This window comes from Piscinibacter sp. HJYY11, assembly GCF_016735515.1.
Classification (GTDB): Bacteria; Pseudomonadota; Gammaproteobacteria; order Burkholderiales; family Burkholderiaceae_C; genus Rhizobacter.
In genome coordinates this window covers 2,823,591-2,847,233 of record NZ_JAERQZ010000001.1, presented here as the reverse complement: position 1 = coordinate 2,847,233, position 23,643 = coordinate 2,823,591, and the positions used below count along the sequence as shown (strand labels likewise).

19 protein-coding genes are annotated in these 23,643 nt (G+C 69.4%); 10 read left to right on the top strand and 9 right to left on the bottom strand.

What is annotated here, in order from left to right; translation table 11 throughout:
- The first annotated feature begins 17 nt into the window (after window positions 1-17).
- The 4 genes from JI745_RS13150 to JI745_RS13135 all read left to right on the top strand — a co-directional run bounded on the left by JI745_RS13150 (window position 18) and on the right by JI745_RS13135 (window position 5,273).
- Window positions 18-2,675 (top strand): DNA topoisomerase III, encoded by a 2,658-nt coding sequence (locus JI745_RS13150; RefSeq protein ID WP_201807276.1) that lies wholly within the window; start codon window positions 18-20, stop codon window positions 2,673-2,675.
- A gap of 54 nt (window positions 2,676-2,729) precedes the next feature.
- Window positions 2,730-3,314, top strand: a complete 585-nt coding sequence (locus tag JI745_RS13145; RefSeq protein WP_201807275.1) for an outer membrane beta-barrel protein — start codon at window positions 2,730-2,732, stop codon at window positions 3,312-3,314.
- Window positions 3,315-3,404: 90 nt separating this feature from the next.
- Complete coding sequence (locus JI745_RS13140) at window positions 3,405-4,373, top strand: AEC family transporter (protein ID WP_201807273.1); 969 nt, start codon at window positions 3,405-3,407, stop codon at window positions 4,371-4,373.
- A 12-nt stretch (window positions 4,374-4,385) separates the two neighbouring features.
- Window positions 4,386-5,273 (top strand): alpha/beta fold hydrolase, encoded by an 888-nt coding sequence (locus JI745_RS13135; protein WP_201807272.1) that lies wholly within the window; start codon window positions 4,386-4,388, stop codon window positions 5,271-5,273.
- Window positions 5,274-5,292: 19 nt separating this feature from the next.
- Here the strand turns inward: JI745_RS13135 and JI745_RS13130 are convergent, their stop codons facing one another.
- The 7 genes from JI745_RS13130 to JI745_RS13100 all read right to left on the bottom strand — a co-directional run bounded on the left by JI745_RS13130 (window position 5,293) and on the right by JI745_RS13100 (window position 11,387).
- On the bottom strand, window positions 5,293-6,309 hold the full coding sequence (locus JI745_RS13130; RefSeq protein WP_201807267.1) for a S1C family serine protease: 1,017 nt from the start codon (window positions 6,307-6,309) through the stop codon (window positions 5,293-5,295).
- Window positions 6,306-6,923 carry a hypothetical protein gene (locus JI745_RS13125; protein WP_201807264.1) on the bottom strand — a complete coding sequence of 206 codons (618 nt, stop codon included), beginning with the start codon at window positions 6,921-6,923 and terminating at the stop codon, window positions 6,306-6,308. The genes JI745_RS13130 and JI745_RS13125 overlap by 4 nt, the downstream gene beginning before the upstream one ends.
- A gap of 110 nt (window positions 6,924-7,033) precedes the next feature.
- Window positions 7,034-8,077 (bottom strand): AAA family ATPase, encoded by a 1,044-nt coding sequence (locus JI745_RS13120; protein WP_201807262.1) that lies wholly within the window; start codon window positions 8,075-8,077, stop codon window positions 7,034-7,036.
- Window positions 8,074-8,628 carry a nicotinamide riboside transporter PnuC gene (pnuC, locus tag JI745_RS13115; protein ID WP_201807260.1) on the bottom strand — a complete coding sequence of 185 codons (555 nt, stop codon included), beginning with the start codon at window positions 8,626-8,628 and terminating at the stop codon, window positions 8,074-8,076. The genes JI745_RS13120 and pnuC overlap by 4 nt, the downstream gene beginning before the upstream one ends.
- Window positions 8,625-9,992, bottom strand: a complete 1,368-nt coding sequence (locus JI745_RS13110) for an AMP-binding protein (RefSeq protein WP_201807258.1) — start codon at window positions 9,990-9,992, stop codon at window positions 8,625-8,627. Before JI745_RS13110 ends, pnuC begins: the two co-directional genes overlap by 4 nt.
- A 7-nt stretch (window positions 9,993-9,999) precedes the next feature.
- Window positions 10,000-10,395, bottom strand: coding sequence for a hypothetical protein (locus JI745_RS13105; RefSeq protein ID WP_201807255.1), 396 nt, complete (start codon window positions 10,393-10,395; stop codon window positions 10,000-10,002).
- 8 nt (window positions 10,396-10,403) lie between these two features.
- Window positions 10,404-11,387 carry an oxidoreductase gene (locus JI745_RS13100; RefSeq protein ID WP_201807252.1) on the bottom strand — a complete coding sequence of 328 codons (984 nt, stop codon included), beginning with the start codon at window positions 11,385-11,387 and terminating at the stop codon, window positions 10,404-10,406.
- A 159-nt stretch (window positions 11,388-11,546) separates the two neighbouring features.
- Between JI745_RS13100 and JI745_RS13095 the strand changes: the two genes are divergently transcribed.
- On the top strand, window positions 11,547-13,091 hold the full coding sequence (locus JI745_RS13095; RefSeq protein WP_201807240.1) for a methyl-accepting chemotaxis protein: 1,545 nt from the start codon (window positions 11,547-11,549) through the stop codon (window positions 13,089-13,091).
- 77 nt (window positions 13,092-13,168) lie between these two features.
- A complete protein-coding gene (locus tag JI745_RS13090; RefSeq protein WP_201807237.1) occupies window positions 13,169-13,441 on the top strand; it encodes a zf-TFIIB domain-containing protein in 273 nt (90 codons plus the stop codon).
- A 9-nt stretch (window positions 13,442-13,450) separates the two neighbouring features.
- On the opposite strand, the gene JI745_RS13085 is transcribed toward JI745_RS13090, so the two are convergent.
- The gene (locus tag JI745_RS13085) at window positions 13,451-15,154 is read right to left on the bottom strand and encodes a tannase/feruloyl esterase family alpha/beta hydrolase (protein ID WP_201807234.1); all 1,704 of its coding nucleotides are present in this window, start codon (window positions 15,152-15,154) and stop codon (window positions 13,451-13,453) included.
- Window positions 15,155-15,491: 337 nt separating this feature from the next.
- On the opposite strand from JI745_RS13085, the gene JI745_RS13080 reads away from it, so the two are divergent.
- The gene (locus JI745_RS13080; protein WP_201807225.1) at window positions 15,492-17,924 is read left to right on the top strand and encodes a DUF6351 family protein; all 2,433 of its coding nucleotides are present in this window, start codon (window positions 15,492-15,494) and stop codon (window positions 17,922-17,924) included.
- A 9-nt stretch (window positions 17,925-17,933) separates the two neighbouring features.
- Here JI745_RS13080 and JI745_RS13075 read toward each other — a convergent pair whose 3' ends face one another.
- Window positions 17,934-19,508: an acyl CoA:acetate/3-ketoacid CoA transferase gene (locus JI745_RS13075; RefSeq protein WP_201807223.1), complete on the bottom strand. Its 1,575-nt coding sequence runs from the start codon at window positions 19,506-19,508 to the stop codon at window positions 17,934-17,936.
- A gap of 200 nt (window positions 19,509-19,708) precedes the next feature.
- On the opposite strand from JI745_RS13075, the gene JI745_RS13070 reads away from it, so the two are divergent.
- The 3 genes from JI745_RS13070 to JI745_RS13060 are packed head-to-tail and all read left to right on the top strand — an operon-like array spanning window position 19,709 to window position 23,631.
- A complete protein-coding gene (locus JI745_RS13070) occupies window positions 19,709-20,518 on the top strand; it encodes a crotonase/enoyl-CoA hydratase family protein (RefSeq protein WP_201807214.1) in 810 nt (269 codons plus the stop codon).
- Window positions 20,515-22,359 carry a feruloyl-CoA synthase gene (locus JI745_RS13065; RefSeq protein ID WP_201807212.1) on the top strand — a complete coding sequence of 615 codons (1,845 nt, stop codon included), beginning with the start codon at window positions 20,515-20,517 and terminating at the stop codon, window positions 22,357-22,359. The genes JI745_RS13070 and JI745_RS13065 overlap by 4 nt, the downstream gene beginning before the upstream one ends.
- Window positions 22,360-22,380: 21 nt before the next feature.
- On the top strand, window positions 22,381-23,631 hold the full coding sequence (locus tag JI745_RS13060; RefSeq protein WP_201807209.1) for a thiolase family protein: 1,251 nt from the start codon (window positions 22,381-22,383) through the stop codon (window positions 23,629-23,631).
- Window positions 23,632-23,643 lie beyond the last annotated feature (12 nt).

The following is a 23,643-nucleotide window of genomic DNA, read 5'->3' as shown; positions in this document are numbered from 1 at the left end:
AGAACACAGAAAGAGCCATGAGCAAGTCACTCATCATTGCGGAGAAGCCGTCGGTTGCGCAGGACATCGTGCGCGCGCTGACGCCGGTCGCCGGCAAGTTCGAGAAGCACGACGAGTATTTCGAAGGCGAGCAGCACATCGTCACCTCGGCGGTCGGCCACCTGCTGGAGATCAAGGCGCCGGAGGAGTTCGACGTCAAGCGCGGCAAGTGGAGCTTTGCCAACCTGCCGGTGATCCCGCCGCACTTCGAGCTGAACCCGATCGACAAGAGCAAGGGCCGGCTCAACGCCATCGTCAAGCTGGTCAAGCGCAAGGACGTCACCGAACTCATCAACGCCTGCGACGCGGGCCGCGAGGGCGAGCTGATCTTCCGGCTGATCCAGCAGCACGCGAAGAGCAAGCACCCGGTCAGGCGCCTGTGGCTGCAGAGCATGACGCCGCAGGCCATCCGCGAAGGCTTCGAGAATCTGCGCTCCGACAAGGAACTGCAGGGCCTGGCCGAAGCCGCGCGCAGCCGCTCGGAGGCCGACTGGCTGGTGGGCATCAACGGCACGCGCGCGATGACCGCCTTCAACTCGCGCGACGGCGGTTTCTTCCTCACCACCGTCGGCCGCGTGCAGACGCCCACGCTCAGCATCGTGGTCGAGCGCGAAGAGAAGATCCGCAAGCACGTGGCGCGCGATTACTGGGAGATCAAGGCCAGCTTCGCCGCGCAGGCCGGCGAGTACGAAGGCAAGTGGTTCGACCCCAAGTGGAAGAAGAACGCCGACGACCCCGAGCAGCGTGCCGACCGGGTGTGGGACGCCAAGACCGCCCAGGCCATCGCCGACGCTGCGCGCGGTCAGCCCGCCACCGTCACCGAAGAGAGCAAGCCCAGCACCCAGAGCTCGCCTGGCCTCTATGACCTCACCACGCTGCAGCGCGAGGCCAACTCGCGCTTCGGCTTCAGCGCCAAGACCACGCTCAGCATCGCGCAGGCGCTGTATGAGAAGCACAAGGCGCTGACCTACCCGCGAACCGACAGCAAGCACCTGCCGGAAGACTACGTGGCCGTCGTGAAGAACACCATGGAGATGATCGCCAGCGAAGACATGCCGGGCCCGCTGAAGGCGCTGTCGGCGCATGCCAAGAAGGCGATCAAGGAGGGCTACGTCAAGCCCAACAAGCGGATCTTCGACAACGCCAAGGTGTCGGACCACTTTGCCATCATCCCGACCTTGATCGCCCCCAAGAGCCTCACCGAGGTCGAGGCCAAGCTGTACGACATGGTGGTCAAGCGCTTCCTCGCCGTCTTCTTCCCGCCGGCGGAGTTCCAGGTCACGACGCGCATTTCGGTCGCCGCAGGCCACAGCTTCCAGACCAACGGCAAGGTGATGGTCAAGCCGGGCTGGCTGGCCGTCTATGGCCGCGAGGCGCAGGAAGACGATGCCAACCTCGTGGCGGTCGAGAAGGACGAGGTGGTGCGCACCGAAGCCGTCGACGTCAACGCGCTCAAGACCAAGCCGCCCGCGCGCTACACCGAAGCCACGCTGCTCTCCGCAATGGAAGGCGCGGGCAAGCTGATCGACGACGACGAGCTGCGCGAGGCCATGCAGGAGAAGGGTCTCGGCACGCCGGCGACGCGCGCGGCCATCATCGAAGGCCTGATCCTCGAGAAGTACATCCACCGCGACGGCCGCGAGCTGATCCCCACCGCCAAGGCCTTCCAGCTCGCCACGCTGTTGCGCGGCCTGGGCGTGGAAGACCTGACCAAGCCCGAATTGACCGGCAACTGGGAATTCCAGCTCTCGGAAATGGAGAAGGGCAAGCTCAGCCGCGACACCTTCATGGCCGAGATCGCCGCGATGACGCAGCGCATCGTCGCCAAGGCCAAGGAGTACGACCGCGACACCATCCCCGGCGACTACGCCACGCTGAAGGCGCCGTGCCCCAACTGCGGCGGCATCGTGAAGGAGAACTACCGCCGCTTCACCTGCACCGGAAAGTCAGGCGATGGCGAAGGGTGTGGTTTCTCCATCGGCAAGATCCCCGGCGGCCGCAGCTTCGAACTCGACGAGGTCGAGGAATTCCTCGTCAAGAAGAAGATCGGCCCGCTGGAAGGCTTCCGCTCCAAGGCGGGCTGGCCGTTCACCGCCGAGCTCAAGCTCGTGTTCGACGACGAGATCAAGAACTGGAAGCTCGAGTTCGACTTCGGCGAAGACGCGAAGAAGGAGGGCGAATCGGGCGAGCCGGTCGACTTCTCCGGCCAGGAGCCGCTCGGCCATTGCCCCAAGGACCAGGGGCGGGTGTACGAGCACGGCACGAGCTACGTCTGCGAGCACGCGGTCGGCGCCAACGTCACCTGCGACTTCAAGAGCGGCAAGATCATCCTGCAGCAGCCGGTGGCGCGCGAGCAGATGCAGAAGCTGCTCACCACCGGCAAGACCGACCTGCTGGAGAACTTCGTCTCCAACAAGACGCGCCGCAAGTTCAAGGCCTTCCTGGCCTTCGACAAGAAGGAAGGCAAGGTGAGCTTCGAGTTCCAGCCGCGGGCGGGCAAGGCGCCGCCGGCGAAGGCCGCACCCGCCAAGGCTGCACCCGCCAAGGCGGCCGCCGTCGAAGCGGCTGCACCGGCGAAGAAGGCGGTCGCCAAGAAGGCTGCGGCCAAGAAGGCCGCGCCGAAGAAGGCGGCTTGAGGCCTGCTGCACAATGCCCGCGACCTGTTGTCCAACGCGTTCTGGAGGTGGTGCATGAAGAAGAAACTCGCGGTCGCAGCTTTGGCGCTGGGTGCAGCCCACGCGGCCTGGGCGCAGCCGGTGGTGCGACCGCTCGTTGCCCTGGGCGTCACGGGCGGTGGCGACACGGTGGCCCGCGTCGTCTACAGCAATGGAGACTCCGACAAGGTGCGCGCGGGCGGCATGGTCGCCTTGGTCACGGGTGTTGAAATGGGCTTCACCCCGCTGGTGTCGGCGCAGGCCCTGATCGGCTACCACGTCGATGGCATCACGGCATCGAATGGCGACGTGAAGTTCGACCGCTACCCCGTCGAGTTCCTCGGCCACTACCGGCTCACCGACAGCTTCCGTCTCGGCGGCGGCGCCCGCTACACCGCCCGGGCGCGCACACGCTCCTCAGGCGCGGCCAGCGGCACGGTGCCCAACGAAGACTTCAAGCCCGCCTGGGGCACGGTGGTGGAGGGCGAGTTCACGGTCAGCCGCAACTTCGGCATCAAGTTGCGCTACGTGTCGGAGAAGTTCGACTCCAAGACCTTCCCCGGCGCCCCCGAGCTCAAGGGCAACCACGTCGGCGTCTACTTCGTCGGCTACTTCTTCTAGACCCTCTCCCGAGACCTGACACGCGGTGCGCTCCACGCGTACCGCCTCGCCCCCCGCGCGGCGACACCCACGCGCCGCTGACCGCCGCCGATGTATTCCGTCATCCTGCTCAAGCTCGTCGCCATCCTCCTGATGGTGGCCGTCGGCTACTGGGCAGGGCGCAAGCGCTGGCTCGGCGAAGACGACCCGGCGCGGGTGCTGGGGTACGCGGCCTTCTACATCTTCGTGCCGGCGCTGCTCTTTCGCACCACCTCGCGCATCGACTTCGCGACCCTGCCCTGGGGCACGCTCGCGGCCTTTTTCGTGCCGATCGTGGTGCTGATGGTGCTGCTCTACGCCTGGCAGCGTCGCCAGCCCGGCCTGCCCACTGCGGGGCCGAGCGTGCGCGCGATCACCGCGAGCTTCGGCAACACGGTGCAGCTCGGCATCCCGATGGCGGCGGCGATGTTCGGCACGGAGGGACTGCCCATCCACGTGGCCATCGTGAGCCTGCATGCGCTCACGCTGCTCACCGTGCTCACGGCGCTGGTGGAGCTCGACCTCGCCCGCGAGCGTGCCCGCAACGGTGACGCCGATGCGCACATCGGCCGCATGCTGCTCGACACCGCCCGCAAGACCATCATCCACCCGGTGGTGCTGCCCATCCTCGCCGGCCTCCTGTGGAACGCGCTCGGCGCGCCCACGCCGGCGCTGCTCGACGAGGTGCTGGTGCAGTTCGGCAACGCGGTCGTGCCGCTGTGCCTGGTGCTGATCGGCCTCTCGCTCGCGCAGTACGGCCTCCAGGGCTCGCTCGCCGGCGCCGTGCGGCTGTCGATGTGGAAGCTGGTGCTGCTGCCAGCGGTGGTGCTGGTGGTGGGGCACTGGGGCTTCGGCCTGTCGGGCCTGCCGCTGTCGGTGGTGGTGATGGCCGCGGCGCTGCCCTCGGGCAACAACGCACTCATCTTCGCGCAGCGCTACGGCACGCTCGAAGGCGAGACCACGGCCGCCATCACGGTGTCGACCTTCGGCTTCGCGCTCACCGCGCCGGTGTGGCTGTGGATCGTCACGCACCTGGGTTGAAATACCGGCCCGATGAGCCTGCTGGAAACCACCCACCGCCTCAGCGCCGACGACGGCCACCCGATCGACGTGCACGCCTGGACGGCCACGCCGCCGGTGCGCGGCGTGGTGCAGATTGCGCACGGCATGGGCGAGCACGCGCGGCGCTACCGGGCCCTGGCCGAGGCGCTGGCGGTCTCGGGCATGGCGGTCTACGCGAACGAGCACCGCGGCCACGGCGAGGAGGCGCTGCGCCGGCAGGAGAAGGGCGAACTGGGCCCGCGCGGCTTTGCCGGCCTCGTGGCCGACATGCGGCGCGTGAGCGACTTCGCGCAGGCGCGCCACCCGGGCGCGCCGCTCATCCTCATCGGCCACAGCATGGGCTCCTTCGCGGTGAAGGTCTACCTGCTCGACCATGCCGCGCGGGTGCACGCCGCCGCGTTCACCGGCACCGTGGCGCTCGACCTGGCGGAAGCCGGCAACGCCTCGGCCTGGAAGCTGGCCGACAAGGCCGCGGCCCCGGCCGTGGTGCGCCGCACGCCCTTCGACTGGCTGAGCCGCGACGAGGCGCAGGTCGATGCCTACATCGCCGACCCGCTGTGCGGCCACCGCCTGAACGTGAAGTCACGCCAGTCGATGTATGCGGCCTACGCGCGCACCGCGGCGCCGGGTGCCTTCCGCGTGGTGCCGGCGAAGATGCCGCTCCTCTTCTTCGTCGGGGGCGAAGACGCGATGCACCGCAAGCTCGCCTACTTCGAGCCGCTGGTCGAGCGCTTCCGCTCGGCGGGCGCGACCGACATCACGGTCAAGGTCTACCCCGGCGCGCGCCACGAGGTGCTGCACGAGACCAACCGCCACGAGGTGATCGCCGACGTGGTGGCCTGGGTGCAGCGGGTGCTGGGCGACGCCGGGCAGCGATGACCACCCGGCCGCGCCGCACTCACTGCGGCCGGTACACCACCTCGTTGTCGACCGCGTAGACGAAGCAGCGCCCGCGCTTGAGCGCCTCGCATTCCTTCATCGCCCGCTCGGCCGGCGGGGCCGAGGCGCCACCGGTCGGCTTGCCCCAGGCCAGTCGCCAGTCGCCGCCTTCCGAGATGACGAAGGCGCGCGGCAGCGGCCGTGTGAGGAACTGGCTGTAGCGCTCGCGCATGCGGTCGTTGGCGTAGGGCAGCCGGCTCAGGTCGTTGAGCGCTGCGGTTTCGCGCGAGCTCGTCGTGGTGGTGGTGGCGGGCTTGGCGGTGTCGCCCGCCGGGGCCGGTGCGGCGGCGCCCGACGCCGCCGAGGCGGCCTGCGCCGGGGCGTTCAGCCGCGCATGCCGATCGGGCAGCTCGCGCACCCAGTCGACAGGAATCGCGAAGTTGAGGTTCTGCGCGGTGCCGCCGAACATGCCCTTGGTGATCAGCCCGAGCAGCCGGCCGTTGGCATCGAAGAGCCCGCCACCGCTCGAACCGCCCGAGATGGCGGCCGAGGTCTGGATCGTCACCAGCTGGTTGTTCTCGTTGCGGCGGAAGGCCGACAGCAGGCCCGCGCTGATGGTGCGCTCGAGGCCTTGCGGCGCGCCGATGGTGTAGACGTCCTGGCCCACCTTGGCCTGCGAGGTGTCGCCCAGCACGACGGCCGGCGCCTGCAGGCCGGGCACCTTGAGCTGGCAGACGTCGCGCTGCGGGTCCCAGTGGGTGAGCTTGGCCGGCAGCGAGGTCTTGCCGTCGCGCACCGAGACCTTCATCGCGCGGCTGAGCACGTGGCAGTTGGTCACCACCGCTTCGGGCGCGATCACCACGCCGCTGCCCTGCCCGAGCGGCAGGCCGTCGCGGTCGTAGGTGGTCACGCGCCAGACGCTGGGCGAGACCTGGTTGTACATCTCGGTGGGCGTCATCGCCTGGGCGGTGCCCAGGGCCAGCCCCGCCACCACGGCGGCCACCACGCGTGCGGCGAAGGCAGGCCGGTGCTTCATGGGTTGATGAGACCCTTCAGGTCTTCCGGGGTGGCCGAGGGCACGAGCAGCGGCTCGTCCTTGGTGGTGGCCACGGGGTTCTTGGCGGTCGCGCGCTTCTTGCGCTCCTGCGCGTCGGCGATGCTGAGGCACAGGTTGTCGGCGGTGCTGCGCTGGATGGCAGTCGGCTCGAGCTTCATGTCATCGGGGTTGGTCGCATCGAACACCCGCGCGGCGCAGTGCGTGGTGTTGGCCATGCCCGTCAGCACGTAGGTCCGGTCGGCCGTGGGCTGGAAGGACCAGCGCACCCGGCATTGCGTCTTGCGCACGTTGTCGATGGCGACGTAGTCGAGCGTGGCCCACTGGCCGGCCGCCACGACGATGGACTTGGGCGGCTCGCCGTTGGTGCGCGCGCTGCCGGCGATCTGCTTCTGCCCGCAGGTCTCGCTGTCGCCGTAGAAGAACACGCCGTACAGGTCGGCCCCGGTGCCGCGCATCGCCAGCTTGGCGGTCGGGCCGCTCGCCGGTGGCGTGTATCGCGGGATGGGCTGGGTCGGCGTGGCGCAGCCGGCCAGGATCAGCAGACTTGCAGAAGCGGCCCCCAGGAGGGCATGCGGCAGGCGTTGGGCGGGCATGGTCGTCAGGCTCGGGCGGTGATAGGTGAGAGCGTAGCGAAATGCCGGTTTTGCTGCCATGCGGACGCGTGTGATTTTTGGCGCCACCCGTCATGACATGCCCGCCTCGGCTAGGCCAGGGTCAACGCGACCTCGATCAGGCGCAAACGGTGTTCCACCGGGCCGAACACGCGCAGCGGCGTGATGCCGCGCTGCGCCAGTTGTGCCGAGTACCAGTCGGTCTGGCGCTGGCGAAAGGCGGCGTCGCGGCGGGTGCCGTCCTGCACGAAGGGGAAGTCGGGCTCGCACAGCACGTGCAGGTCGTAGCGCCGGTCGGCGAGCGACACGAGCGCTGGGTCGGCACGGCCGAACTGGTCGAGTGCGTAGAAGAGGGTGGTGAGCGGCGAGGTGTCGCAGGCGAGAAAGGCGCCGGCCCGTGCGGCAGCCGCGTCTTCGCGCCGCACCTGCTCTTCGGCGATGTGCAGCAGGTCGGGCTCCTGCAGCACGCCGCCCTGGCGCTCCCACAACTCACGGCCGTATTCGGCGACCGACAGCGTGTGGTGGCGCTCGGCCAGCGCCTGCGCCAGCGTGCTCTTGCCGCTGGATTCGCCGCCCAGCAGGCACACGCGTGGCACCCAGTCGGCCCACACCGGCGCGGGCAGGTGCTGGCGGTGGGCGACCGGCTGCTGGCGGATGCGGCTCGCGCTGATGGGCACGGTGCTGCGCGTGCGGTCCACCATCACCGGCGCGACGGCGTGGCCGAAGCGCTGCGAGAGCCGCTGCGCGCAGGGCAGCAGGTAGTCCTCGCTCGCGAACATCGCATCGGGCCGGCGCTGCAGCACGTCGGCGAGCAGCCAGGCGAGAAACTGCTGCTGCGTTTCGTCGTCGCTGGCATCGGGCGGCAGCCTCTGCGGCGTGATGCCGCGTTCGGCGCAACACTGCGCGAGCGATGCGTCGTCGAACACCCAGGCCTCGTGCTGCGGCCTGCAGGCGTGCAGCCAGCGCCGCCGTGTGCTGGCCTCGCAGCGCGCCGGCTCGGGGTGGCACCAGCTGAGCAGCAGCAGCCGCTCGCATTGCGCGGCCGCGCTGTCGATCAGGTGCAGGTGGCCCGCGTGCAGCGGCGCGAACTTGCCGACGACGAGGCCCAGCGTGAACGGCACCGGGCGGCGGCTCATCGCGCCATCTCCTTGCGCCAGTGCCACCAGCCGTACCAGGCGTTGAACCAGTACACGCCGTACAAGGTGGCGGTGAGCCACAGCCCGCGCGAGGCGAAGAGGGGCACCGCGAGCGTGTTGACCAGCAGCCAGGCCGGCCAGGTCTCGATGCGCCGCTGCATCAGCAACAGCTGCGCGACCACGCTGAACGCCAGCACCGCCGAGTCGGTGAAGGGCGCGTAGGCGTCCGTCCAGTGCTTGAGCAGGCTGCCGTAGAGCGCGGCCACCACCAGCGCGGCGAGCGCCAGCGCCGCCAGCGTGCGGGGCGAGGTGCGCCGTACGGGCGTGGGCGCGCCGCCCTGGCCGCGCTGCCACAGGCGCCAGCCCCAGGCGCTCGCCGCGATGAAGAAGACCTGCAGCGTGGCATCGGCATACAGCTGCGTCTGCAGGAAGAGCACACCGAAGAGGGCGCAGCCGACGATGCCCGTCCACCACAGGTGCACGTTGTTGCGCGCGGCCAGCCAGATCGAAGTCGTGGCGAAGACGTTGGCGACGATCTCGAGCGGCGTCATGCTGCCACCTCCGCGCCGTCGAGGGCGCTGGTGTACTGGCGCACCTTGTCGTCGGCCTGCAGCGCCATCACCTCGACCGGCACGTGGCCGAAGAGCGTGGCCAGCGCGTCGCGCAGGCGTGGGGCGATCTGCGCCAGCGGCTCGGCCGCGTCCACGCGCAACACCAGGTGGCCGTCCGCGCGCTGGTGCAGGGCGTGGCGCACGAGGGCGAACGGCGCCAGCGCCCGCGTGACCTCGATGTTGTTGTGCCAGTGACCCTCACTGCCCCGGAAGCGCACCGGCGCGCGCCCTTCCAGCCCCTGCAGCACCAGGCCCTGCGGCGTGCGCCCGAGCGAGGCGTGGTCGCCCGTGCGGTAGCGCAACAGCGGCAGCCAGGGGTTGAAGCCGCCGGTGACGGTGATCTCGCCTCGCTGGCCGGGCGGCAGGCTGCGGCCGTGCTCGTCGACCACCTCGATCAGCAGGCGCGGCTGCAGCGGCACGAAGCCGCCCAGCGAGGGCAGCTCGACGGCCACCGGCCCCACCTCGTTCAGCGAATAGAGGTTGAGCACAGGGCACGCGAACGCGGCCTCCAGCTCGGCGCGCAGCCCCGCCGACAGCGCCATCGAGGTCGACAGCAGGGCCCGTGGCCGGTGCTTCAGCCCGAGGCGCAGCAGCTCGGCCAGCGAAACCGGGTCTCCCGAGATCAGCTCCGGCGCGATCGCCTCGAGGTAGGCGGCGCGGTCATCGGGCCGTCGCCATTCGTCGGGGTGCAGGTTGATCTTGGCCAGCCCGCATTCTCGCTGCAGCGGGTTGACCGACACGTAGGTGAAGCAGCGCCGCTGGAAGCCCGCCAGCACGATGCCCACCTCGCCCGTGCCCGCCCTTGGCACGATGCCGAACTTCGCCAGCGCCCGCCGGTGATGCGCGAAGTAGTCGCAGGCCACGCGTGGGTGCGACGGCACGCGCAGCGGGTGCCCGGTGGTGCCGCTGGTGGAAAAGCAGATCAGCGCGTCGAGCGGCAGCCCGCGGGGCACGTGGGCGGCCAGGTGGGTGGCGAGTGCGTGCCGGTCCATCGTCGGCAGCTGCGCCCACGGCAGCCCGGCCTTGCCCGCGTGCGCCTCCACCTCGCGTGCGCAGCGTGCGATGAAGGCATCGACCCACGCGGGCAGCGGCTCGCCGGCGAGCCAGTCGGGCGGCGAGCGGTGTTGCCACCAGGCGTGGCGCGCACGCGCCTGCCAGCGGTCGACGAGGCCCAGGCGGTGCCCGCTGAAGTCGCGGAAGCGTGGCGCCTGCGGGTGCTCGCGCAGGCGGCGCAGCAGCACGCGCCCCTGCGCCGACAGGCCGGGCAGCCGAGCGGGAGAGAAAAGCTCGTGCAGGTCGGTCACGGTTGGGTCAGTCGCGCGTGTACTTGTCGGCCGCTTCCTGGGCCTCCGCGCTGTCCAGTCGCTGTTGCAGCAGCGCTTCTCGCGGTGGAGCCGGTGGTGCGGGCGGATCGACCGTCGGCGTGCGAAGGTGCTTCCACACGCCGGCCACCAGCATCGGCAGCGTGATGAAGAGCAGCGCGTCGTGCAGCCCGGCCAGGTCGCTGAGCGGCAGCGCCCCGTTTGCAAGGCCGTGCCGCACCAAGCGCAGCAGCAGCACCATCGTCACGCCACCGGCGGCGCAGGCGAGCAACTGGCGCCAGGGGCGCGACAGGTCGGTGCGCAGCGCGCCGCTGGCCGCCACCAGCGCCGCCAGCGGGAGCACCACCCAGGCGAGTGTCCAGTGGAGATGCTGGGCGATGTCCAAGGTCAGCGTCAGAACCCTGCCTGCGCCAGCATCGCCTCGCTCACCGCCCACAGCTTCGCCGCCGCCTCCCGGTCGCGCACGTGGGCCACGTAGCCCCAGCGGCGCTCGCCCTCGGGCGAGGGCACGGCCTCGTTGCAGTCTTCGAGGTAGCGGCCGCCATGGCCTTGCAGCTCGGGTGCGGTGGCGGCCCACACGGTGGTGGCGGCGCCTTGCTCCGGGGTCTTGAAGCCGGGCGGGAGGTAGCCCGGCTCGGCCCCGGGCTTCACCCAGCCCATGGCCTCCATCTCCTCGCGCGTGATGTGGCGCGACAGGCCGGTCTGGATGCCGCCCGGGTGCACGGCGTTGGCCGTGAGGCCGTCTTTTGCGTGCAGCGTGTCGAGGTGCAGGGCCATCAGCGCATTCGCGGTCTTGGCCTGGCCGTAGGCCTTCCACTTGTTGTACTCGCGCGTCTGGAAGTGGATGTCGTCGAAGACGATCGGGCTCAGCCGGTGGCCCGAGGAGCTGAGCGCCACGACCCGCGGCGCCTCGCTCTTCAGCAGCACCGGCAGCAGCGCGCGCGTGAGCGCGAAGTGGCCGAGGTGGTTGGTGGCGAACTGCGCTTCCCAGCCGAGCGCATTGCGGCTCAGCGGGCAGGCCATGATGCCGGCGTTGTTGATGAGCACGTGCAGCGGCTCGCCACGCGCCTGCCACTCGTCGGCGAACTGCTTGACGCTCGCGAGGTCGGCCAGGTCGAGGTGCGCCACGCGGATCTTGGGGTTGCCGGTGGCGCCGCTCAGGGCGGTGGCGGCGGCGTCGCCCTGGGCCATGTCGCGCACGGCGAGCGTGAGCGTCGCGCCGGCCTGGGCCAGGGCACGCGAGGTCTCCAGGCCGAGACCGGCGGCGCCACCCGTCACGAGGACGTGGCGGCCGGCGAGCGAGAGGCCGTCGACCACCTCGAGCGCGGTGCTCTTGCGGTTGAAGCGGGAGGTGATGCGCGGGGTGTCGGTGTTCATGGGGCCTCTCCTGGCGTGATGTATTTGGCGACGAACTGACTCTACCCCCGCCTCATCGCCCGGGTGTTCCGATAGCCGCACCTCGATCGCGGGGGCGGGATTCAGTTCGGTGGCGCGGCGTCGATAACGGCGAACGAACCCGGCCCGACGGAGGTCCTCATGCGCTCTGGTTTCCTGTCCTGGTGGTTGCGTCCCGGCATTGCTGCAATGCAGCGCCTGCGCTTGCCCGGCAAGCTGGTGGGGCTGGCCGCCCCGCTGCTCGCAGCGCCGCTGCTGCTGACCCTGCTGGCGGGCAGCGGCATCGAGCGTGTGCTGGCCGGTGCGTCCGTGGCGCTGTGGGTCTACGTGGCGGTGTGTTTCCACGCGAGCCTGAGCCAGTCGATGCGCGCGCTCGACGAGATGGTGAAGGCCCTCTGCGCCGGCGACCTCACGCAGTCGCGCGTGTTGCCGGGCCGCGATGAGCTGGCCGACATGGCGCGCGAGATGGAGGCGATGACCCGCCGCTTCTCGCAGCTCGTGTCCACCATCCGCAGCGAGGCGCAGCTCGTGGCCATGGCCGGCGACCGGCTCTCGGCCAGTGCGCACGAGCTGCACGACCGCACCGAGGAGCAGGCGAGGAGCCTGCACCAGACCTCGGAGAGCATGGCCTCGCTGGTGACCACCGTGCAGGTGAACGCGAGCGATGCGCAGGAGGCCGACGGCCTGGCGGCAAGCGTGCGCCACGCGGCCGAGGGCGGCACCGCGATCGTCGAATCGGCCGTGCACTCGATGCAGGGCCTCGAGAAACGCTCGGGCCAGATGACCGACATCATCGGCGTCATCAACGGCATCGCCTTCCAGACCAACATCCTCGCGCTCAACGCCGCGGTGGAAGCGGCGCGCGCCGGCGAATCGGGGCGCGGCTTCGCGGTGGTGGCCACCGAGGTGCGCTCGCTCGCACAGCGCTGCGCGCAGGCGGCCACCGAAGTGAAGACGCTGATCGAAGGCTCGGCCGCCGAGGTCACCACGAGCATGGCGCGCATCCGCGAGGCCAGCCAGTCGCTGAATGCGGTGATGCAGGGCATTTCGCAGGTGGCCGACAAGGCGCGCGTGATCTCCGAATCGAGCGCCGCGCAGAAGAGCGGCCTGCAGGGCATGGAGCAGTCGGTGCAGAGCCTGGACGGCATCACGCAGAGCAACGCCCGCATGGTCGACAGCTCGGTGAAGTCGGCCGAGCGCTTGCGCGAGCAGGCCCGCCAGCTCTCGGCCGCCGTGGTCACGATGAAGCTGCGCCAGGGGTGTGCCGACGAAGCGCGCGCGCTCGTCGACAAAGCCGCGGCGCTCATCCACAGCGCCGGCCTGCCCACGGCCGTGGGCCGCTTCCATGCGCGCGACGGCGGCTTCATCGACCGCGACCTCTTCATCATCGTGCTCGACCGCAAGGGCATCTTCCGCGCCTTCGGCATGGACCCGAACAAAGCCGACAAGCCGGCGGTCGCCGCGCCCGGCGTCAACATCGAGGAGCTGAACGCGAAGACCTACGCCGCCGCCGACGCGGGCGGCGGCTGGATCGAGTTCAAGAGCCTGCACCCGCAGACCAAGCTGCCGGTCGACAAGATGGCCTACGTGCTGCCGGTCGGCGCCGAGCTGGTGGTGATGTGCAGCGTCAACAAGACGGATGGGTCGGTCGCTGCGGCACCGGCGCCCGCGCTGGCGCGCGCCTGAAGATCTTCACCGGCGCCGGAACTCGCGGCGCCCTTGTCGTCACCAAGGGGGCTTCACCCCTTGCGAAAGACGACCCGATGAAATGCCCGACCTGCCCCGACGCCACGCTCGTGATGACCGACCGGCAAGGCGTCGAGATCGACTACTGCCCGCAATGCCGCGGCGTCTGGCTCGACCGCGGCGAGCTCGACAAGCTGATCGAGCGCTCGGCCCGGCACGAGGCAGCGCCGCCGGCCGCGGTGCCCCAGCCGGTGCGGCGCCCCGATTTCGAGGACTCCGACTACCGCAAGCACCACGGCCACGGCGGCTACCCGCGCCGCAAGTCGTGGCTGTCCGACATCTTCGATTGAGCCTTCCGCCTACTGGCAGCTGAAGCTCGCCGCCAGGTTCACGTCGCCCGTGCCGTTGTAGCGCGCCACCTTCGGGTAGGGGCACAGCGGCCGCGTGCGTGCGGCACCCCAGGCGGTGGGCACTTCGAGGTTGGTGCCGGCGGCGTTGCCGGTGCCGCGCGCGGTGGCCGTCACGGCCTGCGGCTCGATGCCTTGCTCCACCCAGGCGACCAGCGGTGTCAGCATGTCGAATTGGTCGGTGGCCGGGCCGCCCGAGCAGTGCGCCATGCCGGGCACGCGGTAGAACTTCGCGAAGCTGCTGGCATCGCCGCCGTTGTTGGCACGCAGGCCGTCGTACCAGGCCTTGGTGTCGTCGACCGAGAAGATCGGGTCGGCCACGCCGTGGTAGACCATGACCTTGGCGCCGCGGTTCTTCAGCGTCCCGAGCTGCGTCGGGTTGGGCGGCGTCATGAAGCTCATCGCCGATTCGGTGTAGGTCGCGTTCGTGGTTTCGATCCACTGCAGCGCCAGGTCGATGTTGAGGTTGAGCGCGAAGGCCGGGCCGTTGAAGCCGGCCACGGGCTCGGGCGGCACCTTCCAGATCTGGGCGACGCCGCCGGTGTCGAGCAGCACCGGGGCGGTGAACTCCCAGAACGGGATGCCGCCACTCGCGATGCCCGGGTCGTAGGGGAAGCTCGCGTAGAACGAGCGGCCGGTGCTGGTGGTGGCGCCGCTGAAAGTCGGCGCGATGGCGACCTTCTGCGAGGTGGTGAGGCAGCTGCCGTCGCGCGCGCCGGGGCAGGTGGGCACGTCGGTCGCCAGGTTGAAGGCGCTGCGGCAGGCCTCCACGTCCTGCACCAGGCCGTCGGTGGCGCCGTCGAGCGCGTCGCACCGGGCGAGCACCGCGTTGGCGACGGTGGTGCGCTCGGCGGCGGTGAAGGCATTGGCGAGGTTGGCCGAGTCGATCAGCGCGTAGCGCTGGGCGCCGAAGATGTTGGCGATGGCGGCCTTGGGCAGGTTGTAGCCCGGGGCGCCGGCAAGATAGCCGTCGTACTGGTCGGCGAAGCGGCTCATCGCCACCATGGTGTGGCGCCCGCCGTTGGAGCAGCCGCCGATGTACGAGCGGTCGGGCTGCTTGCCGTAGGCCGTCTGGATCAGGCTCTTGGCCATGGGCGTGAGCTTCTGCACCGCCTGGTAGCCGTAGTCGAGGCGGGCCTGCGGGTCGATGCCGAAGTTGGGGCCCAGCGCGCCGCTGTGGCCGGCGTCGGAGCTGATCACGGCAAAGCCCATGTGCAGCGCGTTCGTGAGGCCCGCGCCGCCGTTCACCGCGCCGGTGGCGGTGACGACGCTGCCGTCGATGCCGCCGTTGGCCTGGTAGAAGAAGCGGCCGTTCCAGTTGTTCGGCAGGCGCATCTCGAAGCCGATGGCGTAGGCGTTGCCATCGATGCCGGTGCGCGGGTACATCGAGCCTGTCACGTGGCAGTGCTGCGCGACCGGCTGGCCGGCCACCATGAGCGTGCCGGCCGCCACGTCGGTGGTGGCGGTGATGGTGGTGTTGGCGAGCGTGGTCAGTCGCGCGGCCAGGTCGGCGCAATTGCCCGACAGCGTGGCCGGTGTGGCCGCGGCGAGGCGCGGCGGGCCTGTGTTGTCGTCGTCGTTGCCGCCGCAAGCGGCGAGGGCGGCGAGCAGGGTGGTGGCCGCCAGCGCGGCCGGTGAACGTCGTGTTGCGTGCATGTGGGTTGTCTCCTGGCTGTGGCCGTTCGGTGAGGCGGCTCGAAAGTCCCTAGGCGTGCAGTCCGGCGCCAGCGGCGCTCGCCGAATTGCTTATTGAATTTAAGTAATTGAATGCCAGGTGGTTTGCGGGCAATCCCGCAGTCGTTGCAGCGCTGGGCGATCACCAGGAAGCCTGCGCGCACAGCGGACGTTTTTGATGCGCGCCGCCGGATTGCTTATGGCCCGACAGTGCTTTCGGGCACCCCGCGTAAAACCGGTAGGCGGTCTTCTTCCGCGCCGCTAAGTTCAAAGGTCGAACAACCCACAAGGCCCCGACCGGGCCAAAGGAGACAGCACCATGAAGACCTGGAAGGTTCAGGCGGTCGTGGCGGCCAGCGTGTGGCTGCTGGCCGCATGTGGTGGCGGCAGTGATGCTGGCGGCAGCGATGCCGGTGACCGCGAGACGGCGCTTGCCGCGGGATCGAACGCGCAAGGCGATGGCGAGCGAGGGGGCCGCCACGGTGCGGTCGAGCTCAGCGTGCTCTCCAGCCCGCCGCAGTACGTGTCGGGCGGCGACGCACGCATCGCGGTGCGCGTGCCGCCGGGCCTGCGCGACAAGCTGGAGCTGCGCCTCAACGGCCGGCTCGTGACCGGCGTGCTCTCACCCACCGCCGACGGCCTGGAAGGCGTGATCACCGGCCTGGTCGAAGGCCGCAACGTGCTGGAAGTGCGGCACAAGCACCTCGGCTTCCTGCTGCGCGACCGCCTGGTGCTGACGAATTACCCCATCACCGGCCCCATCTTCTCGGGCCCGCAGCAGGAGCCTTTCGTCTGCACCACCACGCAAGGCGCGGTGGGCCGCCAGCCGCTGGTCGAGTCGGCCACGCCCCCGGGCTTCCCGGTGTTCGACGCCAGCGGCGCGCGAATCGGCTACAGCAAGACCTGCTCGATCGAGACCTTCGTCACCCACTGGTACCGCAGCACCACGAACCAATGGCGGCCGCTGCCCGCCGACGGCTCCACCCCCGCCGACATGGCCAAGACCACGCTCGCCGACGGCCGCGAGGTCGACTTCATCGTGCGCCAGGAGCGCGGCAGCATCAACCGCTTCCTGTACAGCTTCGCGATGCTGGCGCCGCGCGGCGAGAACCCGGCCTCGCCCGACCTGAGCCTGTGGAACAAGCGCCTACAGTACTGGTTCCAGGGCGGCGTGGCGGTCGGCCACACGCAAGGCACGCTGCATGGCGGCGCGATGAACGCCGACATCCTGCGCACCGGCACGGCCATCGTGCATTCGAGCGGCAACAACACCGGCACGCACTACAACCTGCAGCTCGCCGCCGAGACCGCGATGATGACCAAGGAGCGCTTCGTCGAACGTTACGGCATGCCGCTCTACACCTACGGCCTGGGCGGCTCGGGCGGCGCGATCCAGCAGTACATCCTCCAGCAGAACCAGCCGGGCATCCTCGATGCCGCGCTGCCGGTGCAGTCGTACCCCGACATGGTCACGCAGACCATCCACGTCGGCGACTGCGAGCTGCTCGAGCACTACATGGACGCCACCGACCGTGCCAACCCGAAGTGGCGCGTCACCAAGAACCGCAGCTGGCTCGTCGGCTTCAACGCCGAGGAAGGCTTCGCGCGTGTCAACGATGCGCTGGCGCCGCTCAAGACCGCGCTCGGCTACAGCACCGCACCGGGAACCACCGAGTGCGTGCCGGCCTGGCGCGGGCTCACGCCGCTGGCGATGAACCCCTGGTACGGGCAGGCGCCCAACCAGCAGCTCTACGAGCCGCAGAGCGCCATCGCCGCCATCCGCTGGACGCACTACGACGACCTGCGCAACGTCTATGGTGTCGACGCCACCGGTGCAGCACGCCCGACCTGGGACAACGTGGGCGTGCAGTACGGCCTGCGCTCGATGAAGGAAGGCCGGATCACGCCCGACGAGTTCCTCGACCTCAATTTCAAGATCGGCGGCTGGAAGCACCCGAGCGACATGGTGCAGGAAGGCTTCCCCTTCTTCGGCACCTCGCAGGCCGAGATCAACCGGGCGCTGACCGAACCCGGCTACTTCGACCCCTGGAGCCGCCGCAACATGAACCTGAGCCCCGCGTCCGACCAGCCGGCGCCGCGCACCAAGGGCGACCCGATCGCCACCCGCGCCGCCTACACCTCGGGCCATGTGTTCGACGGCGAGCTCACGCTGCCCACCATCGACCACCGCCAGTACATGGAGCGTGAGCTCGACATGCACAACTCGCACCAGTCGTTCGCGGTGCGAAAGCGCGTGCTGGAGAAGATGGGCCGTGCCGACCACCTGGTGATCTGGTTCACCGACACGATGCCCGGCCAGCCCAAGGCGAGCCAGTCGATGGAGGCCATCGCGGTGATGGACGAGTGGATGGCCAACATCCGCGCCAACCCGAAGAAGGGCATCGCCCGCAACCGGCCCGCGCGGGCGGTCGACAGCTGCTTCGACGTGCATGGCCAGCTCATCTACGCGGGCGATGACGCTTGGAACGGCATCCTCGACTCGCTGCCGCCCGGCCCGTGCACGCAGCGTTTCCCGATCTACGGCACCTCACGCACCGTGGCCGGCGCGCCGATCGAAGGCGGCATCTACCAGTGCGCGCTCAAGCCGGTCATGAAGGCAGTGGCCGATGGCACCTATGCCCCATGGATGCCCAACGCGGCGGCGGTGGCCAAGCTGCAGCAGATCTTCCCCGAGGGGGTGTGCGACTACAGCCGGCCCGACCAGGCCCGGCCGCGCCGGCACCACCACTGAGCGCGCCCGTCAGCTCAGCGGCCTGGCATGCCGCATCGCCTCTGCCAGGCCGCCCCATGTCTCCTGGAAGATGCCCGGGTCCATCGGGCGCACGTTCTTCATCACGGGCTTGAAGTCCATGTGCGCGAGCACGTCGCGCTCGAGGTCGATGCCGGGGGCGACCTCGGTCAGCTCCAGGCCCTCGGCCGTGAGGTGGAACACCGCGCGTTCGGTGATGAAGAGCACCGTCTGCTGGCGCTGCACCGAGCCGGAGCCGCTGAAGGTGATCTGCTCCACCTGCTTGATGAACTTGCGGTGCGCGCCTTCTTTCGTCACCTTGAGCAGCCCGCCGCCGATCTCAAGTTCCAGGCCATCGGCGGTGAAGGTGCCGCAGAAGACCAGCTTCTTCGCGCTCTGCGTGATGTTGATGAAGCCGCCGCAACCGACCGGCCGGCCGCTGAACTTGCTGACGTTGACGTTGCCGCTGGCATCGGCCTGCGCGAGGCCGAGGCAGCTCACGTCGATGCCGCCGCCGTCGTAGAAGTTGAACTGCAGCGGCTGCTCGATGATCGACTCGGCGTTGAGCGAGAGCGCGAAGTCGCCGCCCATCTGCGGCACGCCGCCGTTGACGCCAGACTCCACGCTGAGCTCGAAGGCATCGCCCAGGCCTTCTTCGTGGGCCACGGCGGGCACACCGGCGGGCACGCCGATGCCGAGGTTGACCACCGCGCCTTCGATCAGTTCGGCCGCGGCGCGGCGGGCGATCACCTTGCGCGCATCGAGCGGCATCGGCTTCATGGCACTCACCGGCACGCGGATGTCACCGGCCAGCGCCGGGTTGTACTGCGTGCTGATGGTCTGCATGTGGTTCTCGGGTTTGCCGATCACCACATGGTCGACGACCAGACCCGGCACCTTCACCGACTTCGGGTGCAGCGAGCCGGCCTTCACGATGCGCTCGACCTGCGCGATCACGATGCCACCGTTGGCCTTCACCGCCTGCGCGACCGAGAGGGTCTCGAGCAGCACGCCTTCCTTGTCCATCGAGAGGTTGCCCTTCTCGTCGGCGAGCGTCGCGCGGATCAGCGCCACGTCGACCTTGGGCGACGGGTAGAAGAGCCACTCTTCACCGGCGAACTGCACCACCTCGTTGAGGCTTTGCGTCGTCGCGCTGTTCATCTTGCCGCCCTCGATGCGCGGGTCGACGAAGGTGCCCAGGCCCACCTTGGTCAAGAGGCCCGGCGTACGCGCCGCGATGTGCTTGGGCAGGTTGGCCAGCGAGCCCTGCGGGAAGTTGTATGCCTCGATCTCGCCGGCCATCACCATCTTCATGAGATTCGCGCCGCACTGGCCGTAATGGCCCGCGATCATGCGTTTCAGCAGGCCGGGGTGGGCGAAGTGCACCATGCCGCCGTCCTTCGCGTTGCCGATCGCGCCCGAGGCCCAGGTGGTCAGGTTCTTCGGGTGGCCACTCTCCAGGTAACGCGCCTCGATCGCCTTCGCGATCTCTTCGGCGAACCCCATCATCGCCAGGCCGCCCAGCCATACCGTGGCGCCGTCGGGGATCAGGCCGGCGGCGGCCTTCGCGTCTATCAGTTTGCTCATGGGCGGTCGTCCTCAAGTGGGGAGGGTGGGTGCGTAAATGTTTATGGTATTGAACTATGTAGGACCCGATCCTAGGGTAAATACCAGGGTGATTCCCATAGCTGAAACTTGCGCGGCCGGGGTGCGGCTCCTAAGATGGCAGCAGCGAAAAGTAGTTTTGTCTTTTAACTAAATTGTTGGCGACTGCCACCAGCCCGCGCATGAGCACAGATTTCCGCCCCGTCACCGGCCTCCTGGCCTCGCTCGACCTGCTGCAGGTCAGCCAGGCCGGCCCGGTGCTGCACCTCCGCCTCAACCGCCCGGCCAAGCGCAACGCCATCTCCGACACGCTGATTCAGCAACTCCACACCGCCGTCGTCAACCTGCCCGACGACGTGCGCGTGGCCATCGTCAGCGGTGAGGGCGATCACTTCTGCGCCGGGCTTGATCTGTCGGAGCTGGTGGAGCGCGACGTGGGCGAGGGCGTGCTGCACTCGCGCATGTGGCATGCCGCCTTCGACCAGGTGCAGTTCGGCCGTGTGCCGGTGGTCGCGGTGCTGCACGGCGCGGTGGTCGGCGGTGGCTTGGAGCTGGCCTCGGCGACGCACATCCGTGTGGCTGAGGCCTCGGCGTATTTCGGCCTGCCCGAAGGCCAGCGTGGCCTCTTTGTCGGCGGTGGCGGCTCGGCGCGCATCCCACGGCTGATGGGCGTGGCGCGCATGGCCGACATGATGTTGACCGGCCGCGTCTACGACGCGCAGGAAGGCCTGGCCGCCGGCCTCGTGCAGTACGTGGTGCCGCAAGGCGAAGGTTTCGCCAAGGCGTATGAACTGGCGCAGCGCATCGCGCAGAACGCGCCGCTGTCCAACTACGCCGTCACGCACGCGCTGCCGCGCATCGCCGACCAGTCACAGTCGGAAGGCCTCTTCACCGAGTCGCTGATGGCGGCGGTGGCCGAGTCCACGCCCGATGCGAAAGAGCGCCTGCGCGCCTTCCTCGAAAAGCGTGCGGGGAAGGTGGTGAAGTCGTGACGGCGAAGTACCGGCACGCAAGCGTCGGCGGCGCGATCAGTGCGACGCTGGAGACGCGCGCCGATGGCATCAAGGTGCTGCGTTCGACCGAGGCGTTGCAGCCCTACCCGGTGCGCCTCACCGATCGTCTGGAGCAGTTCGCGGCCGAGGTGCCCGACCGCACCTTCGTCGCCAAACGCGTGAACGGTGGCGACTGGCGCCGCATCTCCTACGCCGACATGCTGGCCCGCGCCAAGGCCATCGGCCAGGCGCTCGTCGACCGCAAGCTCTCGGTCGACCGCCCGGTGGTCATCCTCTCCGACAACGACCTCGAGCACCTGACCCTCGTGATGGGCGCTCTGTGGGTCGGCGTGCCGCACGCCACCATCTCCTCGGCCTACTCGGTCGTGGCGCAGGACTACGGCAAGCTGCAGTACATCCTCGACAAGCTGAACCCCGGCCTTGTCTTCGCCTGCGATGCCAAGGCCTACGCACGGGCCATCGACTGCTGCGTGCCGGCCGGCACCGAAGTCGTGTTGACGCAGGGCGAACTGCCCGGCCGCAAGGCGACGCGCTTCGACGCGCTGCTCGACACCGCCTACGGCCCGACCGGCGAAGCCGCGCACGCAAAGGTCGACGCCGACACCATCGCCAAGTTCATGTTCACCTCGGGCTCGACCAAGAACCCCAAGGGCGTGGTCGTGACCCAGCGCATGTGGTGCGCCAACCAGCAGATGCTGCGCCAGTCGATGGCCTTCCTGGCCGAACAGCCGCCGGTACTCGTCGACTGGCTGCCCTGGAACCACACCTTCGGCGGCAACCACAACGTCGGCATCACGCTCTACAACGGCGGCACGATGTACATCGACGACGGCAAGCCCACGCCGAAAGGCATCGTCGAGACGCTGCGCAACCTGCGCGAGATCCAGCCCACCGTCTACTTCAACGTGCCCAAGGGCTTCGACGAGATCGCGTCGGCGATGAACACCGACGCCGCCCTGCGCGAATCGCTCTTCAAGCGCGTGGCCGCCTTCATGTGCGGCGGCGCCGGCATCTCGCAGGCGACCTGGAACCTGCTCGACCAGCACGCCGAAGCCACCGTCGGCGAGCGCATCCGCGTCATCGGCGGCCTGGGCATGACCGAGACGGCGCCCTCCTGCACCTTCGTGCTCGGCACCGACGCCCGCGCTGGCTTCATCGGCCTGCCGTGCCCGGGGGTCGACGTGAAGCTCGTGCCGCAAGGCGACAAGACCGAGGTGCGCTTCCGCGGCCCCAACGTCATGCCGGGGTACTGGCGCGACGAGGAAAACACCGCCAAGGCCTTCGACGACGAAGGCTTCTACTGCACCGGCGACGCGGTGACCTGGGTCGATGCGAACGACCACAACAAGGGCCTGATGTTCGACGGCCGCATCGCCGAGGACTTCAAGCTCTCCACCGCCACCTTCGTGAGCGTGGGCCCGCTGAAGGCCGCGGTGGTGTCGCAAGGCGCCCCGCTGGTGCAGGACGTGGTCATCACCGGCCTCAACCGCGACGAAGTCGGCGCACTCGTCTTCCCGCGCATGGAAGAGTGCCGCCACCTCGCCGGCCTGCCCGACGCAGCGTCGACCGAAGAGGTGCTCACGCACCCGAAGGTCGTCGATTTCTTCCAGGCGCTCGCCAACAAGCTCTGGGCCCGTGGCACCGGCAGCGCCAACCGCATCGCGCGCCTGCACGTGCTGCGCGAGCCGCCCTCGATCGACAAGGGCGAGATCACCGACAAGGGCTCGATCAACCAGCGCAACGTGCTGACGCACCGCGCGGCGCTGGTCGATGCGCTCTACGACGGCAGCGTGGCAGGCTTGGTCCTGCCGCGCGCCTGAACCACTTTCAAGGAACACACCATGGCCAGCAAAGGTTTCTTCGGCGGCTTCGACGACATCTGGATGATCGACGGCGTGCGCACGCCGATGGTCGACTACTGCGGCGAGCTCGGCGCGGTCAGCGCCACCGACCTCGGCATCAAGGTCGCACGTGAAGTGCTCGCCCGCACCGGCGTGCCGGCGAGCGACATCGGCTCGGTGATCGCCGGCAACATGGCGCCGAGCGACTTCTACCAGTTCATGTTCCCGCGCCTCGTGGGCCTCTACGCCGGCGTGCCGACCGAGGTGCCCGCGATCATGGTGCAGCGCATCTGCGGCACCGGCTTCGAGCTCTTCCGCCAGGCCGGCGAGCAGATCTCGGGGGGCTATTGCGATGCGGCGCTGGTCGTCGGCGCCGAGTCGATGACGCGCAACCCGATCGCCGCCTTCACCCACCGCACCGGCTTCAAGCTCGGCGCACCGGTGGAGTTCAAGGACTTCATGTGGGAAGCGCTGGTCGACCCCGCGCCGAACATCACCATGATCCAGACGGCCGAGAACCTGGCCAGGAAATACGGCATCACGCGCCCCGAGGTCGACGCGTATGCGTCGCGCTCGTTCGCGCGCGCGGTGGCGGCGCAGGAAGAGGGCTTCTTTGCGGGTGAGATCGTCCCGGTGACGGCCGAGACCTTCAAGCTCGACGGGTATGCGGATCGCCACATCGAGCTCCCGCGCAAGGTGGAGAAACTCGACCGCGACACGCACGTGCGCCCCTCGCCGGTGGAAGTGCTGGCCAAGCTGCGCACCGTCTATCCGAATGGCGTGCAGACGGGCGGCAACAGCTCCGCGCTCGTCGATGCGGGCGCAGCGGCCGTGGTCGCGAGCGGCTCCTACGTGAAGGCCAACAAGCACAAGCCGCTGGCCCGCGTGCTCGCGGCCGCCGCCGTCGGCGTGCCGCCCGAGATCATGGGCATCGGCCCGGCGCCGGCGATCCGCCTGCTGCTGGAGCGCACCGGTCTCAAGCTCGACGACATCGGCCGCTTCGAGATCAACGAAGCGCAGGGCGCGCAGACGCTGGCCGTCGCCAAGGAACTCGGCCTCGACCAGGACCGCCTCAACGTGCACGGCGGCGCCATCGCGCTCGGCCACCCGCTCGCCGCGACCGGCGTGCGCCTGACCATCACCGTGGCCCGCGCGCTGCGCAAGAGCGGCCAGCGCTACGGCATCTCGTCGGCCTGCGTGGGCGGCGGACAAGGCATCGCGCTGCTGCTTGAAAACCCTGACGCCGCGTGATCGGCCCATACG

Excerpts from the sequence above, each read along its gene's own strand:
- JI745_RS13150 (WP_201807276.1), top strand. The coding sequence starts at position 18 with ATGAGCAAGTCACTCATCATTGCGGAGAAGCCGTCGGTTGCGCAGGAC.
- JI745_RS13145 (WP_201807275.1), top strand. The coding sequence starts at position 2,730 with ATGAAGAAGAAACTCGCGGTCGCAGCTTTGGCGCTGGGTGCAGCCCAC.
- JI745_RS13140 (WP_201807273.1), top strand. The coding sequence starts at position 3,405 with ATGTATTCCGTCATCCTGCTCAAGCTCGTCGCCATCCTCCTGATGGTG.
- JI745_RS13135 (WP_201807272.1), top strand. The coding sequence starts at position 4,386 with ATGAGCCTGCTGGAAACCACCCACCGCCTCAGCGCCGACGACGGCCAC.
- JI745_RS13130 (WP_201807267.1), bottom strand. The coding sequence starts at position 6,309 with ATGAAGCACCGGCCTGCCTTCGCCGCACGCGTGGTGGCCGCCGTGGTG.
- JI745_RS13125 (WP_201807264.1), bottom strand. The coding sequence starts at position 6,923 with ATGCCCGCCCAACGCCTGCCGCATGCCCTCCTGGGGGCCGCTTCTGCA.
- JI745_RS13120 (WP_201807262.1), bottom strand. The coding sequence starts at position 8,077 with ATGAGCCGCCGCCCGGTGCCGTTCACGCTGGGCCTCGTCGTCGGCAAG.
- pnuC (WP_201807260.1), bottom strand. The coding sequence starts at position 8,628 with ATGACGCCGCTCGAGATCGTCGCCAACGTCTTCGCCACGACTTCGATC.
- JI745_RS13100 (WP_201807252.1), bottom strand. The coding sequence starts at position 11,387 with ATGAACACCGACACCCCGCGCATCACCTCCCGCTTCAACCGCAAGAGC.
- JI745_RS13095 (WP_201807240.1), top strand. The coding sequence starts at position 11,547 with ATGCGCTCTGGTTTCCTGTCCTGGTGGTTGCGTCCCGGCATTGCTGCA.
- JI745_RS13090 (WP_201807237.1), top strand. The coding sequence starts at position 13,169 with ATGAAATGCCCGACCTGCCCCGACGCCACGCTCGTGATGACCGACCGG.
- JI745_RS13085 (WP_201807234.1), bottom strand. The coding sequence starts at position 15,154 with ATGCACGCAACACGACGTTCACCGGCCGCGCTGGCGGCCACCACCCTG.
- JI745_RS13080 (WP_201807225.1), top strand. The coding sequence starts at position 15,492 with ATGAAGACCTGGAAGGTTCAGGCGGTCGTGGCGGCCAGCGTGTGGCTG.
- JI745_RS13075 (WP_201807223.1), bottom strand. The coding sequence starts at position 19,508 with ATGAGCAAACTGATAGACGCGAAGGCCGCCGCCGGCCTGATCCCCGAC.
- JI745_RS13070 (WP_201807214.1), top strand. The coding sequence starts at position 19,709 with ATGAGCACAGATTTCCGCCCCGTCACCGGCCTCCTGGCCTCGCTCGAC.
- JI745_RS13060 (WP_201807209.1), top strand. The coding sequence starts at position 22,381 with ATGGCCAGCAAAGGTTTCTTCGGCGGCTTCGACGACATCTGGATGATC.